Source organism: Myroides sp. ZB35, from assembly GCF_001865835.1.
GTDB classification, from domain to species: Bacteria; Bacteroidota; Bacteroidia; order Flavobacteriales; family Flavobacteriaceae; genus Flavobacterium; species Flavobacterium odoratimimum.
Genome location: NZ_CP017769.1, coordinates 17077 through 31464, shown reverse-complemented (window position 1 = coordinate 31464; position 14388 = coordinate 17077). Strand labels below are relative to the sequence as shown.

General features: G+C 33.3%; 13 protein-coding genes. 5 read left to right on the top strand and 8 right to left on the bottom strand.

The window, feature by feature from the left end:
• Positions 1-17 precede the first annotated feature (17 nt).
• Positions 18-1328, bottom strand: a complete 1311-nt coding sequence (locus BK054_RS00140; RefSeq protein WP_006258615.1) for a DEAD/DEAH box helicase — start codon at positions 1326-1328, stop codon at positions 18-20.
• Positions 1329-1464: 136 nt separating this feature from the next.
• Positions 1465-2022, bottom strand: coding sequence for a hypothetical protein (locus BK054_RS00135; RefSeq protein WP_006258614.1), 558 nt, complete (start codon positions 2020-2022; stop codon positions 1465-1467).
• Between the two features lie 787 nt (positions 2023-2809).
• On the opposite strand from BK054_RS00135, the gene lgt reads away from it, so the two are divergent.
• The 5 genes from lgt (at position 2810) to BK054_RS00110 (ending at position 10237) form a co-directional block, all read left to right on the top strand.
• Positions 2810-3670: a prolipoprotein diacylglyceryl transferase gene (gene lgt, locus BK054_RS00130; protein WP_006258613.1), complete on the top strand. Its 861-nt coding sequence runs from the start codon at positions 2810-2812 to the stop codon at positions 3668-3670.
• 24 nt (positions 3671-3694) lie between these two features.
• Positions 3695-4423 (top strand): GNAT family N-acetyltransferase, encoded by a 729-nt coding sequence (locus BK054_RS00125; RefSeq protein ID WP_006258612.1) that lies wholly within the window; start codon positions 3695-3697, stop codon positions 4421-4423.
• A 376-nt stretch (positions 4424-4799) separates the two neighbouring features.
• Positions 4800-7478, top strand: coding sequence for a hypothetical protein (locus BK054_RS00120; RefSeq protein ID WP_071306831.1), 2679 nt, complete (start codon positions 4800-4802; stop codon positions 7476-7478).
• A 482-nt stretch (positions 7479-7960) separates the two neighbouring features.
• Complete coding sequence (locus BK054_RS00115) at positions 7961-9247, top strand: hypothetical protein (RefSeq protein ID WP_006258609.1); 1287 nt, start codon at positions 7961-7963, stop codon at positions 9245-9247.
• Positions 9248-9610: 363 nt separating this feature from the next.
• A complete protein-coding gene (locus BK054_RS00110; RefSeq protein WP_006258608.1) occupies positions 9611-10237 on the top strand; it encodes a 2OG-Fe(II) oxygenase in 627 nt (208 codons plus the stop codon).
• Between the two features lie 64 nt (positions 10238-10301).
• On the opposite strand, the gene BK054_RS00105 is transcribed toward BK054_RS00110, so the two are convergent.
• From BK054_RS00105 to BK054_RS00085, 6 genes are all read right to left on the bottom strand, one after another.
• Positions 10302-11897, bottom strand: coding sequence for a PepSY-associated TM helix domain-containing protein (locus BK054_RS00105; RefSeq protein ID WP_039330329.1), 1596 nt, complete (start codon positions 11895-11897; stop codon positions 10302-10304).
• Positions 11898-11917: 20 nt separating this feature from the next.
• Entirely contained in the window at positions 11918-12208 is a 291-nt protein-coding gene (locus BK054_RS18075; RefSeq protein WP_083387831.1) for a hypothetical protein, read from the bottom strand.
• 2 nt (positions 12209-12210) lie between these two features.
• Entirely contained in the window at positions 12211-12543 is a 333-nt protein-coding gene (locus BK054_RS00100) for a hypothetical protein (RefSeq protein WP_225581760.1), read from the bottom strand.
• Positions 12544-12764: 221 nt separating this feature from the next.
• On the bottom strand, positions 12765-13130 hold the full coding sequence (locus BK054_RS00095; protein ID WP_006258604.1) for a DUF1801 domain-containing protein: 366 nt from the start codon (positions 13128-13130) through the stop codon (positions 12765-12767).
• Positions 13131-13135: 5 nt separating this feature from the next.
• A complete protein-coding gene (locus BK054_RS00090; RefSeq protein WP_006258603.1) occupies positions 13136-13594 on the bottom strand; it encodes a GyrI-like domain-containing protein in 459 nt (152 codons plus the stop codon).
• 41 nt (positions 13595-13635) lie between these two features.
• Positions 13636-14370 (bottom strand): helix-turn-helix transcriptional regulator, encoded by a 735-nt coding sequence (locus BK054_RS00085; RefSeq protein WP_006258602.1) that lies wholly within the window; start codon positions 14368-14370, stop codon positions 13636-13638.
• Between the last annotated feature and the right edge of the window lie 18 nt (positions 14371-14388).

The following is a 14388-nucleotide window of genomic DNA, read 5'->3' as shown; positions in this document are numbered from 1 at the left end:
TGTATATATTAGCTAAATTAGTCTCTAGCTATCTCTATCTTTACTCTCTTATTTTTAAGTCTTGTATCTACTAGTGCAGTCAGTAGAGCCTTAACTTTCTTTGTATTCACTGCTACGAAAGCCTGTGTATCACGTACATCTATCATTCCTATATCTTCTTTAGTTAATCCTCCTGTCTTGATTAAATAGCCTACTATATCCCCTTTGTTGACTTTATCTTTTTTACCAGCACTGATATAGATTGTTTTAAAATCTGTTTTATTGTCGATAGTATAGCTTCCATCAAGGTCTTCTATCGGCATATCAGGGTTGATAAACTCGATATTCTCTTCTTTAGTAATCATCACATAGGCTTTACCTGATGCCTTCATACGTGCAGTACGTCCATTCCTATGAATAAAAGCATCTTCTTTCTGTGGTATCTGATAGTGAATCACATGACCAATCTCAGGGATATCAAGTCCTCTAGCTGCTAAGTCTGTTGCGATAAGAATATGTGCACTTTTATTTCTAAACTTCATGATAGCACGCTCCCTATCTTCTTGTAACATTCCTCCGTGAAAAGCACTATTCGCAACTCCTTTTTTAGTCAATGTTTCACTAATACGAGCTACGGCATCACGGTGATTACAGAAGATAAGAATAGTGTCCTTACCTATCTTACCAATAAGCTTAATCACAGTCTCTAACTTCTCTTCTGCAGTAGAAATAACCTGACTAAAAGTTAGGTCTGGCATTACCTCTGTTTTCTTTAAGAAGTGAATACGCTCAGGATCTACTATACCTGTAAACTCAGGAATCTTCTTTAAAGCAGTAGCAGATGTAAGCATTCTGAAAGAGATATTATCAAACGAATTGATAATATAATCCATATCAGTCTGGAAGCCCATCTCTAGAGCTTTATCAAACTCATCTACTACATAGCTAGTCACAGTCTCTGTGTTAAAAGAAAACTCTTCTACGTGAAAAGCCACTCGACCTGGTGTACCCACTAATACTGTTGGTGGTGTGCTAAAATTCTTTATTTCTGTTTTAGTAGAATGCCCTCCATAACAAGAGTTAATCTTAAAAGGTGTTCCCATCTTCTTAAATACAGTCTCTATCTGTAGAGCAAGTTCTCTAGTTGGTACTAGTATAACTGCCTGTACTCCTTTGATAGCAGGGTCTAATCGTTCTAACAAAGGCATTAAGAATGCAACTGTCTTACCTGATCCTGTAGGGGAAAGAAGGATAATATTTGGGTTCTTCTGAGCTGCACTAAATGCTTTGGTTTGCATTTCATTTAATGCCTCAATATTTAAGTTTTTAAGTATCTCTGCTTTATTCATGGAGCAAAGGTAGTTTTTCTAATTCACTTTATTATTCTCTAGTTATTTAATTTTATCTAATAAAAGTAGAAGCGTAATACTGTCAATAACTCTATAAGCGATATTAAAAAAAGAATAATTAAACTCTATTATAAAATTAATCTAAGTTTTCAAAATCGCTTAAAATCCCAAGTATTTCAGCATCATTTAAACTTGAATTTTCTATTCGATCGATTAGCTCTGGTTTAGAAGCAGTAGCCTCAAGAAGTTTTTTTCTTTTACTATTAAAAAGACCCATATTATATCTCTTATTATCTTGATCAACTAAATAATCAAAATATTGAATAGATCTATCCATCATATGTTGGCTAAGAAATTTATACCATTTTATTTTTTTTCCATCAAATACAAGGCGTTGCAAAACATCTCCACCATTTACATAAATTTTTTCCACTCCTTTTAAATCAATAAACTGTAATTTCTTTACATCACTAGCTTTTAATTTGACTGTTTTTTTCCCATTGCTATCTAAAAGAACTAATCTCCTATAAAAAGATGCTTCATCGATTAACTTTCTATCAAACAGATTTCTTTCTATCCTAAGTTGTGAATAAATAGTGTCATTATTATTTCTAATAATCATAACATCCACAGACTTCTGTCCAAAACAAAGTGTAGAAAATAGAACTAGCAATAAGCAAAAAATATTTCTCATAATAATCTTTAGATTACTTACATTATAATATCCAAATATATAGAAAAAAACAAGCTGGTTTTAAGATGGAAACATAAATATGAGTCCGAATAATAATAAAATGTTGTAATTATATAAGCAATAAAATAAAAAAAGTAATACAAATATTTGAATAATAGAATATTCAAATATCATGATTAAAAAAAGTACGTAAAAGACCTATTTCTTATCTGTCTTTATTCATAAACTAAGGCTAGTTTTGTATTGATTTGCTAGGAGATTGCTTGAGGGTTTCTTGCACCTTTCTTCGACAAAGACGCCTCCTGGGCAAGAAAAGCCCTAGAAATCTCCTAGGAATCTCCTAAGAAGTGCAAGCTAAGTATTTTGTTTCTTGTTTCGTATATTCATAATATCAGTCTAAGATAGTATCAAGATGGGCCTATGCATACAGTTTTTTTAATCGCAAGGAGGTCATAAAATAAGACGATATATTCTCATTAAATAAGTATAATATTCTTCTATCTTAGAAAGTATCATTGTATCATCTATAAAAGGTAATCTGAGATTATGGGATGATATCTACTCCTATGATGATAGTAGTAATGTGGCTGCAGTGCTATTATTCTCTTTTATTGGATGAGGATTCGCAGGGTGAGGAGGTTTTAAGTACCATAGATGTTCCCGTGTTAGCAGATGTATAAATGAGTACCCAAATAGTAAATCGCGCTAACAAAATAACAAAATATTATATCTCTAGGTTATTATAAATGCAGTACTTTGTACCCTTGTTAATAATTAAACTAAATAGATGAGTTTAGCTGCTGTGCTATGGGATGCCAATCCCGAAATGATTAAAATAGGTGCTGTACCTGTGCGTTATTATGGAGTTCTTTTTGCCTTGGGGATTATCCTAGGCTATAAGATTGTGAGTTATGTTTTTCAGAAAGAGCGCATTCCGCAGGCGTATTTAGACAAACTGTTATTATATATTATCGTAGGTACAGTATTAGGAGCTAGGTTAGGACACTGTTTATTTTATGAGTTTGATTACTATATGCAGCACCCCTTAGAGATTATTATCCCTTTCGCTAAGGTCGATGGAGTGTATGAGTATGTAGGGTTTATGGGGTTAGCCAGTCATGGAGGAGCTATCGGAGTACTGCTAGCGATCTATCTATACTGTCGTAAGTATAAGATAGGAGCATTTTGGATTTTGGATAGAATAGCCTTAGGAGTACCGATAGCAGGAGCATTTATTCGCTTTGGTAACTTTATGAATTCAGAGATCTATGGCAAGCCGACGAGTGGGAGTTGGGGAGTTATATTTGCTCATGATGATATGATTCCACGTCACCCTACTCAGCTATACGAAGCCTTTGGGTATATATTGACAGGAGTGATCTTGTGGTTTTTATACCGCAGTCAGAAGGTAAGGAATAATGGAGTGATCTTTTCTTATTTTTTAATTCTGATGTTCCTGACTAGATTTGTGTTAGAGTTCTTTAAAGAGAATCAGGTAGCCTTCGAACAAGATATGATGTTGAATATGGGGCAGTGGTTAAGTGTTCCGTTTATATTAATAGGAGTATTGATGTTAGTGTTTCAGGATAAGTTGAGAGGGATAAGTCATTATGACTCTCGTGCTCTGATAGGGACAACGATAAAGTAATAAGGTATAAGAAGTATATAGATCATGGGCGAATTTGTAGAAGAAGTACATACTTACTGGAGATCTCAGATGGTGCAGGGAAGTATTATTCATCTAGATGAGGTGTTTACATTAGTGTCTAATCCAGCCTTAGATGAGCTGTATAAAGTCATGATTTTAGAAATGACGAATAAGCATACCATGGCTGTAGTCACCCCAATGGTAGCAGAAGCATTAAAGCTAAGGGAATTAGAGGAGTACTCTATCCATACTCTTAGAGAGGCTATCTCTACCTGTAAGTTAGAATTGCACTCACCAGATTATATTTATTATCTATTAGATAATAGAGTCTCTCAGCTTAGTGATATCACAGAAGGGATAGTGATCAGAGCTTTGTCTATAGAAACGGATAAAGAGGCGTTTAGAAAGTTCGAATCTGTATGCTCAGAAGAAGATCTCGATGGAGCTTATGTTTCTTTAAAGCATTGGATCGTATATGGCGCCTTCGATGGAGATCGGCTAGTAGGCGCTGTGAGTGTGTATCCATGGGAAGAAACTAAGCTAGCAGATATAGGAGTGATAACGGATGATGCCTATAGAGGTAGGGGGATTGCGACACGTTTAGTTCAGGCTATTTGTCTAGAGGTGATTGATAGAGGGCATGTACCTCAGTATAGATGCCAGACAGATAATGATACTTCTATAGCTTTAGCTAAGGCAGTAGGTTTCACCCTATTCGGACAATGGGAAGCCATAGTCGCAGATGAAGAATAAGTAGATAATATACTAGGATAATAAGATTCCCTCAGTAGCATGTGTTACTGAGGGATTTTTTTTGTGGTATAGTGATTCGGATTAGTTGGCTTTCTAGTAGAGAGGAGTTATTTATTTATTATTAGGAATATCTGGTATTTTATTGCATTAAAGCAATAGTTCTTTTTTGATTACTGAGATAATTTTTGGTTTTAAGGAGAATGTAGGCGTGTTTTTTTAGCGTAAAGGATTAAATGGTATTAATTATTTTGTCTTTTATTGTTAAATGTGTTAATATTTTTATTAGTTTTGTTTTATGTTAAGATAATTTGTATTTGTTATGGGTTGTTTTTAACTGTTTTTGTTTGTGAAAATATTGTGAAATAAAAAGAATACTATGAAAAAGAAATTACTATTTGCTGGTGTAGCATTTATGGCACTGAGTACGATGCAAGCTCAAGATGGTATTGGTATTGGTAAATCAATTATACCTGATGGGACAGCAGTGTTAGATGTAGGATCAGATACTAAAGGTGTTTTAATCCCACGTGTTTTTTTAACAGGTGAGAAAGATATTACTACTATTAAAGGGGGGATATATCCTGAGAGTTTATTAGTGTACCACAAGGCAAAACTTCCAACAGATGTATTGAAATCTGGATTCTATTTTTGGGATGGAACACTTTGGAGAGCTTTGATGTCTAAATCGAGTGAGCATTTATCTGAAACATTAACAAAATTATCCGTTAAACAAGAGGCAGGAGAAACTGTTTTAGTGTATAAAGCAGAGGATGGAAAAGATACTGAAATAGAAATATCTAAAGAATTACAATCAAGTACAAATTTTGAGACTTGGATTAAAGACTTAGTTACTAGTGCAGCAACTAAAGTTAAGGTTGAAGAAGGAACAGGAATTAAAGTTGATGAGGCACCTCCAGTAAATGGACAAATTACATATACAGTTAATGCTGACCCTTCAGGTATCACTTTAGGAGGAGATGTGTCAGGAAAGGCGGATAGTACAAGCGTAGATAAGATTAAAGGAGTAGAAGTAGCTAAAGCAAATCCTGCAACAGATAAAGACCTTGCACTTGTTTATGATGGAACTAAATGGACTCCAGGAAAACCTAAAGTAGATGGAAATAATATCACTGATAAGAAAGAACTGAAGGTATTAGATGGTATTAGTATTACTAATGGGACAGCTTCTGTGTTGAATGATGTTACTATTGGTATAGGTGATAATAGTGTTATGCCTATTAAAATATCAGCTGAAGATAAAGCTAATCAAGTTTTAGTTACAAGTGATGATGGAACAAAAGCGGAGTGGGTACCTCAAAGTAATATTAAACCAGCAGGAACTAAGTTAAGTGGTGATGCTTCTATTGAAGTAACAGATGGAGATTTAGCATTAGTAAATGCAGCGTCAATAAAAGTAAAAGCTCTAGGTATTGAAGAAGGACATATTGCTAATAATGCAGTATCAAAAGAAAAGATAAAGGGAGAAGGTAATGATAAAGTATTAACTACTAATGCTACAGGTGGAGTAGAGTGGGCACTTAAAAGTGATATTAAACCAGCAGGAACTAAGTTAAGTGGTGATGCTTCTATTGAAGTAACAGATGGAGATTTAGCATTAGTAAATGCAGCATCAATAAAAGTAAAAGCTCTAGGTATTGAAGAAGGACATATTGCTAATAATGCAGTATCAAAAGAAAAGATAAAGGGAGAAGGTAATGATAAAGTATTAACTACTAATGCTACAGGTGGAGTAGAGTGGGCACTTAAAAGTGATATTAAACCAGCAGGAACTAAGTTAAGTGGTGATGCTTCTATTGAAGTAACAGATGGAGATTTAGCATTAGTAAATGCAGCATCAATAAAAGTAAAAGCTCTAGGTATTGAAGAAGGACATATTGCTAATAATGCAGTATCAAAAGAAAAGATAAAGGGAGAAGGTAATGATAAAGTATTAACTACTAATGCTACAGGTGGAGTAGAGTGGGCACTTAAAAGTGATATTAAACCAGCAGGAACTAAGTTAAGTGGTGATGCTTCTATTGAAGTAACAGATGGAGATTTAGCATTAGTAAATGCAGCATCAATAAAAGTAAAAGCTCTAGGTATTGAAGAAGGACATATTGCTAATAATGCAGTATCAAAAGAAAAGATAAAGGGAGAAGGTAATGATAAAGTATTAACTACTAATGCTACAGGTGGAGTAGAGTGGGCACTTAAAAGTGATATTAAACCAGCAGGAACTAAGTTAAGTGGTGATGCTTCTATTGAAGTAACAGATGGAGATTTAGCATTAGTAAATGCAGCATCAATAAAAGTAAAAGCTCTAGGTATTGAAGAAGGATATATTGCTAATAATGCAGTATCAAAAGAAAAGATAAAGGGAGAAGGTAATGATAAAGTATTAACTACTAATGCTACAGGTGGAGTAGAGTGGGCACTTAAAAGTGATATTAAACCAACAAAAGCTGATTTAACTACTGATGGTATTATCGTGGTAGGGGATGCTACAACAGGAACTCAGCTAGCCACAGGAGCACTTCTTGAAGGAGTAAATTTGTCGATTAAAAAAGAATCTATTGATAATGATAAGATAGCACCTAGTACTCTTACAATAGATAAATTAGCTACTGTTCCTGAGAAAAAGAATATGCATTTAGTAACAGATATAAATGGTAAACCACAATGGGAAACTTTGAAAGGTAGCGATATAAAAATTACTACTAAACCAATAGCGACCAATGAAACTGTTGAGGGACAAAGAGTTTATACTGTTAGAATTATAAATGGAGAAGTAGAAACCCCTCCAGGGACAAGCTTAACGTATAATTCAGAAATAAAGGCTATTCCATTGAGTAATATAGATTATTTATTAACAGCTCATATTTATGATAGTAGTAATAAATTATTAATTAATGGTGTAACTGATGTAACTAATAGTAAAAATACATCTGTTAAATTCCGTTTTGGTAGTGGTAATTTTTATAACACTTTGCCAGTGGCTAAAAATTATATTGTTGTACTAAAATATGTATCTACAGAAATAGTTACTCCTTAAATATACAAGTAAGAGAAATAAAAAAAAGCAATAAGAAGAATTCTTCTTATTGCTTTTTTTATTTAGAAACAAATAGCAGGTAAGGGTTTAAAACAAATAATAGGATTTCATTTATCTCTATATGCATACCATTTATGGTATGATTTTTGGCTTTTTAATAGTAGATCTTTTTAAGATTTGATTAATCGTTAATATACCTAATCTGTGCTGTATCTATATTGATATTTGCTTAAATTAATACGATATGGGTATAAAAGTTTTAAAAATCAAATATTTTTAAAACTAAAAATTAGAAGTAGCTAAACGAAAGTTGATAGTTAAATTTTAAGATTTAATAAATTAATAAAAAAAGTATTCTATAAACAGTGTAATTGTTGTTAATTATTAAAATCGAATCTTGTAACGATTGTGAAAACGATATTTAATTGCTGTAAAAATTGTTAATAATTGAGTACTTTTAGGCTAGTTTATAACAAAGAGATATGAAAAAAAAGGTAATTACTATTGGAGTTTTAATGATGAGTGGATTAGCTTTTTCACAAGTTGGTATTGGGATAAGAGCACCGCACAAATCAGCATTATTAGAGTTAAAAGCAGATGCAGGTGAGTATAGAGGGGTATTGATTCCGCGTATTCCTTTAAAAGACTTAACCGATAAATCACTTATAAACAAAGGGGATGTAGAGACTAGCTTATTGGTGTTTAATACAACAGAGAATAGTGTGGTTACTTCTGGGTTTTACTATTGGAAAGGAAAAGAATGGGTTAGATTAGTAAATAATCAGGACGTTATTGATAATATAGACAATTTTCCTCGAAATAAAGTATTAGGTGTTAAAGGGGATGACTTAGTATTAGAAGATACTAAAGGAGGAAAAGTGAACACTCCTATTAAAGACTTGAATATCATTACCACTATTAAGGAAGGTGCAAATGGTATATATACGTATACGAATGAGGCAGGTGTAGCACAGGTTATCGATGTGACAGGCAGTGTTATTAATAATATTACAGAGATACTGAAAGACGAACAAGTCGTTAATGAAATATATACTAATGTAGCTAATAATGGGAAGGCAGCTACTCCAGCAGATACTTCTATCAAGATCGATAATGGAGGGAAGGCTGTATTAAACCCAATGCAAGTCTCTGTAGCTGAGAAAGGTATTACACCTAATAAAATAGCACCTGGTGCAATAGGTACTTTTTTAATTACGGCTAAGAATGGAGATGTACAGTGGGTAAGTGCTACGGATGATTCTATAAAAGAAATCTTGTCACTGAACCAAGCAATTACGCTGTTAAAAGATAATGGTAATGGTACTTTGACATATTATAACGAAGCTTGTTTTGACAAAGACGGAAAATTTATAGAGGGATCTGTAGGAGAATCTTTTGATTCTAATACCCTACGTATCGAATCGACTAAAGATGGAAAGTATCTTTTCTTCGATGGAAGAAGTAAGGATATACCAGTGGCTACTATAGATGTGAAGCAGACTGTAGTAGAGAATATCACAGAGATATTAAAAGAGAATACTGTAAAAGAAGAAATATATAATACTGTAGCTGCACAAGGGAAAAAGGCAACAGGTGTAGATGCTGTGGATATCGTAGGAGGGGATAAGGCTGAGGTCTACTATACTATTGAAGGGGATAATCGAAGTAATGGAAAAAGAGGTAAGTCTCGTCCTACAGCTATTACTATTGATGGTATTGCTTGTGGAGCTATAGCTAATCCCCAAATTAGCACTAAAAGTAATCAATAATAATGATTTATAAAGAAATAAAATATAGAAGAAGGAAGCTTATAGTTTCCTTTTTTTATTGATAATAATATGCTCATTTGATATGCTTTGAGTCTGTTTTTGATCTTTATTATAAGCAATTATAGCCTCATAACTTTAAAGAGGTTATTTGACATGTAAAAGGATGTGGAATATTGATGAAAATCCTGCAAAATATTCTAAAAAAATGCCAATACTCTCTTCGATAAAAGCTTTTGAAACCTCTTGAATTATCAAATCTGTAAAAGTGCATATTAACAGTGAATTGGCTTAAAAAAACACCTTTTTGTGTGTTGATTTTTTTGTCTTGTAAATTATATTTGTGTACTTTTTATTTGTTAATGTATGGGTGATTTTGAATTAAATCCATTTTATGAGTTAATAATAGACGATTTAGTGAATCGTAAATACTCGGTGGTTGACTGTTTTTTTTCGGAAGAAGAGATCAACTTGTTAAGAGCAAATTTGCTTTTAAAACAAGACTTACACAGTTTTAAAAAAGCAGCTATAGGGCAGGCAAGTAGCGAACAAATAGTAGAAGAAATTAGAGGAGACTCTATCTTATGGTTAGATGAGAAAGAACCTGATGAAGTAGAGCAGATGTATTTCAATAAAGTGAATCACTTCTTAGAATATGTAAACAGAACTTGCTATCTAGGTATTCAAGAAGGAGAGTTTCACTATGCGTGTTATCCTCCAGGTACTTGTTATAAGCGTCATTTAGATATTTTCCAATCAGATAGCCGTAGAACGCTGTCTGTAGTGTTATATTTGAATGATCAAGAATGGACTCCAGCTTATGGCGGAGAGTTAGCACTTTACCTACAAGACGAACATGGAAATGAAAGAGAAGAGATTGTACATGCCTTACCAGGACGCCTTGTCGTGTTTGACAGTAAGAGTATAGAACACGAGGTGAAGATGGTAAATCATACTCGTTATAGCATTACAGGATGGTTAAAGACTAGATAAGTAAAAAGCCTTTATATGTTTTATCATATAAAGGCTTTTTCGATTTATAGAAATAATGAGTAAACTATTCTACTGCTGTATTTAATTTTTTCTCTTGCTTATCTTTGACTAGTTTCCACGAGTATAGTGTGATAAGTGGAACGATGATCCAGAATAAATCAATAAGCAGGATATCAGAATAACCTTTAACCCAACTTACCCATATCCAGTTACCTGTCATGACACCATTAAAGATAGGAATAGTAAGACCAATAATACTTCCGACTAATAAACAGTCTCTATTGGTTTTATAAATATTCTTTCTGATGCTTAATAAGATCGTGATAGCTAACCAAGTCCAGAAATAAAAGGAGTAAACAAAGTTTTGCCCTCCTGTTGGGTTTAGTTTTACTGCTATAAAAGCTAATGCCGTTACAGGATACATAGATAAGCAGATAGCCATATAGATATTTGCTAGCCAGAAGTTAAACTTGCGTTTGTGTTCAGGAACATTCTTTTTATCTCTGGCCACTAACCAGATCAGTACTCCAGATATAATGACTATACATCCAGCTATCCCTACTAAGAAGTAAACGATACGAGTCGCTAAACCTCCGAAAGAACCAAAGTGAAGTAAATAAACTAAGTTAGAGAATATATAACTATATTCAGGATTTTCATTAGGATTACTTATCTCTTCTACTTCTCCTGAATGAATGTGATATTTTATTTCTCCACGACTATTTAACTGTTTTTCATTATGCGCTCTACCACTGATGGCTACAGTCATACTTTCATCCCCATAATTAAGTATAGAGATATTAGAGATATATGGATCATCCCATTTTTCTACTGTTTGAAGAATATAGGCGTTTAGATCTATTTCTTTATCAATGGCTTTATGTTGGTATACGATCTCTTTAGCTCCTCTATCTTGTGTGGTATCACTGCTAAATTTGTCTGCATCACCACCATATCCTAATGCAATGATAGTAGCTGCGACTATTCGATAGTTTAATAAGAAATAAGCTCCCGTGATAGCAAAGATTAATTGGAAAGGAAAGGTAATAACACCTAATGCTGTATGTAGGTCAGTCCATACGGTTTTTAGCTTTTCCCAAGGTCTAAATACATAGAAGTTAGATACTATCTTTTGCCAGTGTACAAGTAAGCCTGTAATAAGTGCAAAAATGTAAATGAAAGAAACTAACCCAGCTACAAAGTAACCAAATGGAGAGATATGGATATTAACTAGACCATTTAATTGTGCTAAAAAGTGAAGTCTGTATAAGAATTCTCCTAAAGAATACGATTCTTCATATCCGTGTTTTTCTTCTGTAGCAGTGTCATATAGACCGAAGTCACGTTCTTTCGCTTTAGGTAACAAGGTGTCTTGTGAAGTAGAGATATTATAGCTCATGACTCTACTTCTATCATTCATTCGGAAGTAAATATTTCTACCCTGTAATCCTATTTGATTGTCTAATGAGTCTAATAAGGTATTGTAGTTGATAGATTGAACAGCTATTTTTTCTTGTGGTTTATTACTTTGCCAATTCGCTATTTCATTTTTAAAGAAAGAGAAAGAACCTGCGAAGAAGATAATGTATAGTAATACTGTAATAATAATCCCACTTATCGTATGTAGGTGGAAGTATTTATTATAATTTCTAATATTCATAATAGTGATGTGTCTTGTGTTTAGGTATGTATTGGAGCGATTAAATAAGGTGAATAAAAAACCAGTGTTAGCACGATATAGGCTAACCATATTTTATATCCGTTGCCAATGATAAAGGCCATAATGAATAAGACGGTCCATAATACATATCCTGTGACGAACATCGTTGTATAAATAGGATGAGAAGGGAAAAAGTACATTAGAAACATGTGAAATGTTGTACTTACTAAGAATCCTCCGAATAGACCTGCAGTTATCTTCAGTATACGTTGTATAATTGAACTTTCTAAATGCTTTTTATTTGCGGGCATAATTAAAATATTAGTAGTTCTAGAAATAATCCTAACCCTATAAAACTAACGATGTGTTTAGTCTTAAATGATAACATAGGATATAATGTTAGAATAGCAGAACCAATAAACATTAAGAAGATAAAGAACGTTAAGCTTCCTACTCCTAGACCTTCATAAATAGACTCTGTTGTTAAGGCTATTATTAATAGTGAGTAAGCGATAATCTTGGATAATTTAGTGTTTGACCTAATCCAGGTAGTTAATGTACATTTCTTCTCATATTTTACTTTCTGAGAAGTGTTATATAGCATAAAGAAAGCAAATGCTGTAATTGAAAATAATAAGGTATGCATTTTATTTAGATTGAGTATAAACAAATGTATGACATATTTTATAGTTTTCAATAACAAAATATTAAACTTTTTGATATGATAACGTTGTGTTGTTATTGATTGTTTATTAGGGGTTTAGTGTTTGGTTAACATGCATTATGAGAATTAAAAAGACTAATTGTATGGGCAATTAGTCTTAGTTGTTTTTATAATTAACACTTATTAAATGGTCTGAGTCTAAATTACTTTGTTTTGATAACCCCATTTCGATATAGGTTTAAGGCTTCTTGTAGAACATCTATTATAGCATCAATAGGTAAATCAGCATTGGCATCTATACTTAATGTTTTCATGCGCTTTCTACTTCCTATTTCTAATAAAGGATGTTCTATACGCATTCCTTCTACTATTAATAGATAAGGTGTTTTAGGTTCTTTAGTCAAAGCGAGAAAACAGAACATACGATTCTTATAGCTAAAACAAGGAGTCCCCCACTTTAACGACTCTGTGACATGATCATCTAACTGCAAGATAATGTTTCTTAATGCCTGTAAGCAACCTCTATTGGGTTCTTCTTGTCGTAAATAGTATTGTTCTGTTTCTTTCATAATTGTTATTTTATAGCTACATAAATGCTTACTTCAGCATCCTGTGGGTTCATGGATTTTTCGTCATATATTTCAAAATCAGCTGTGTATTTTCTATCCCACTGTTGTTCCCATATTTGAAACCACTCATTGATAACCAACCCTTTTGTTAGATCTCCAGTAGCAGTTATTTTATTATAAGTACTTGCTTCTATAGTATGCCCTGTCATTCCTTCTGGGATATTAGATAGGTCAGATACTTCACAGCCTATTATTGTAGTATAGGGCATCGTATGGTCCCCTTCATAATTCGTGTACATGGAGTAGACAGCAGTACATACTTTATTTGGTATACGGTTTAGCACATCTTCTTTCCAAAAGCGTTCCCATAGTAAGGGAATATCATTAGCTGCTTTGTTTTGTTCATTGGTAGTGCGTACTTCTATTCCGATGATGTGGAATTTCTTTAAGGTTACTTGATTCATAATACATGAGTTTAAGATTATGTAGCAAAGTTAGGTTCCCCTTATGACATAGGTATGTCAGGGGTGTTGTCTTGTGGGTAATATTTTTCTCTACACGCTTTTAAGTATTGCTCCATCGTGATTTGATGAGGTTCGAATGTTTGCAAGGTATCTTTTAAGTGTTGGATACAGTCTAGTCTAAAGGCTCTAAAGTCTAGTCTCAATCTACAGTAGGCTATTAATATCCAGTTGTCCTGTGTAGTATAGATAGCAAAGGGTTCTATGTCTCGCTGACTCTTTTGGTTTTCTAAAGACAAATAATCAATAACAAGCACCTGATGATTGACAATAGCAGTCTGTATTTGTATTAAGTAATCACTCGTCTGTGCTTTATCAGGATTATCTCTTACGATTATTCTTTGAGAGAGCAGATCAGCTTTATCTTTTTGGGTGTAGCGCAGTACAGCTTTTAGTTTGAGAATAGCATTTTGATATTGTTTGATTAGAGAAGCATCTTTATTCTTTAATATCAGTTGCTCAGCAGTGATAAGAGCATTCGCCTCTTCTTGTGTAAACATGACAGGAGGTAGAGCATACCCATCTACCAGAGAGTATCCTTTACCTTCTTCTGTATAAATTGGAATACCAGATTGTTCTAACGTTCTGATATCTCTATACACCGTACGTATACTTACATTGTGTTTTTCGGCTATCTCAGTAGCGGTTACGATACGCTTAGATTGTAACTGGGTCACTATAGCTGTTAATCGGTTTAGACGAGGTTTACTTTCTGACATAAGACTACAGAGAATTAG

What these genes read in the sequence shown, in the direction of transcription:
- BK054_RS00110 (WP_006258608.1), top strand. Translation starts at nt 9,611, where the DNA reads ATGGGTGATTTTGAATTAAATCCATTTTATGAGTTAATAATAGACGAT.
- BK054_RS00095 (WP_006258604.1), bottom strand. Translation starts at nt 13,130, where the DNA reads ATGAAAGAAACAGAACAATACTATTTACGACAAGAAGAACCCAATAGA.
- BK054_RS00140 (WP_006258615.1), bottom strand. Translation starts at nt 1,328, where the DNA reads ATGAATAAAGCAGAGATACTTAAAAACTTAAATATTGAGGCATTAAAT.
- BK054_RS00090 (WP_006258603.1), bottom strand. Translation starts at nt 13,594, where the DNA reads ATGAATCAAGTAACCTTAAAGAAATTCCACATCATCGGAATAGAAGTA.
- BK054_RS00120 (WP_071306831.1), top strand. Translation starts at nt 4,800, where the DNA reads ATGAAAAAGAAATTACTATTTGCTGGTGTAGCATTTATGGCACTGAGT.
- BK054_RS00115 (WP_006258609.1), top strand. Translation starts at nt 7,961, where the DNA reads ATGAAAAAAAAGGTAATTACTATTGGAGTTTTAATGATGAGTGGATTA.
- lgt (WP_006258613.1), top strand. Translation starts at nt 2,810, where the DNA reads ATGAGTTTAGCTGCTGTGCTATGGGATGCCAATCCCGAAATGATTAAA.
- BK054_RS00105 (WP_039330329.1), bottom strand. Translation starts at nt 11,897, where the DNA reads ATGAATATTAGAAATTATAATAAATACTTCCACCTACATACGATAAGT.
- BK054_RS18075 (WP_083387831.1), bottom strand. Translation starts at nt 12,208, where the DNA reads ATGCCCGCAAATAAAAAGCATTTAGAAAGTTCAATTATACAACGTATA.
- BK054_RS00100 (WP_225581760.1), bottom strand. Translation starts at nt 12,543, where the DNA reads ATGCATACCTTATTATTTTCAATTACAGCATTTGCTTTCTTTATGCTA.
- BK054_RS00085 (WP_006258602.1), bottom strand. Translation starts at nt 14,370, where the DNA reads ATGTCAGAAAGTAAACCTCGTCTAAACCGATTAACAGCTATAGTGACC.
- BK054_RS00125 (WP_006258612.1), top strand. Translation starts at nt 3,695, where the DNA reads ATGGGCGAATTTGTAGAAGAAGTACATACTTACTGGAGATCTCAGATG.
- BK054_RS00135 (WP_006258614.1), bottom strand. Translation starts at nt 2,022, where the DNA reads ATGAGAAATATTTTTTGCTTATTGCTAGTTCTATTTTCTACACTTTGT.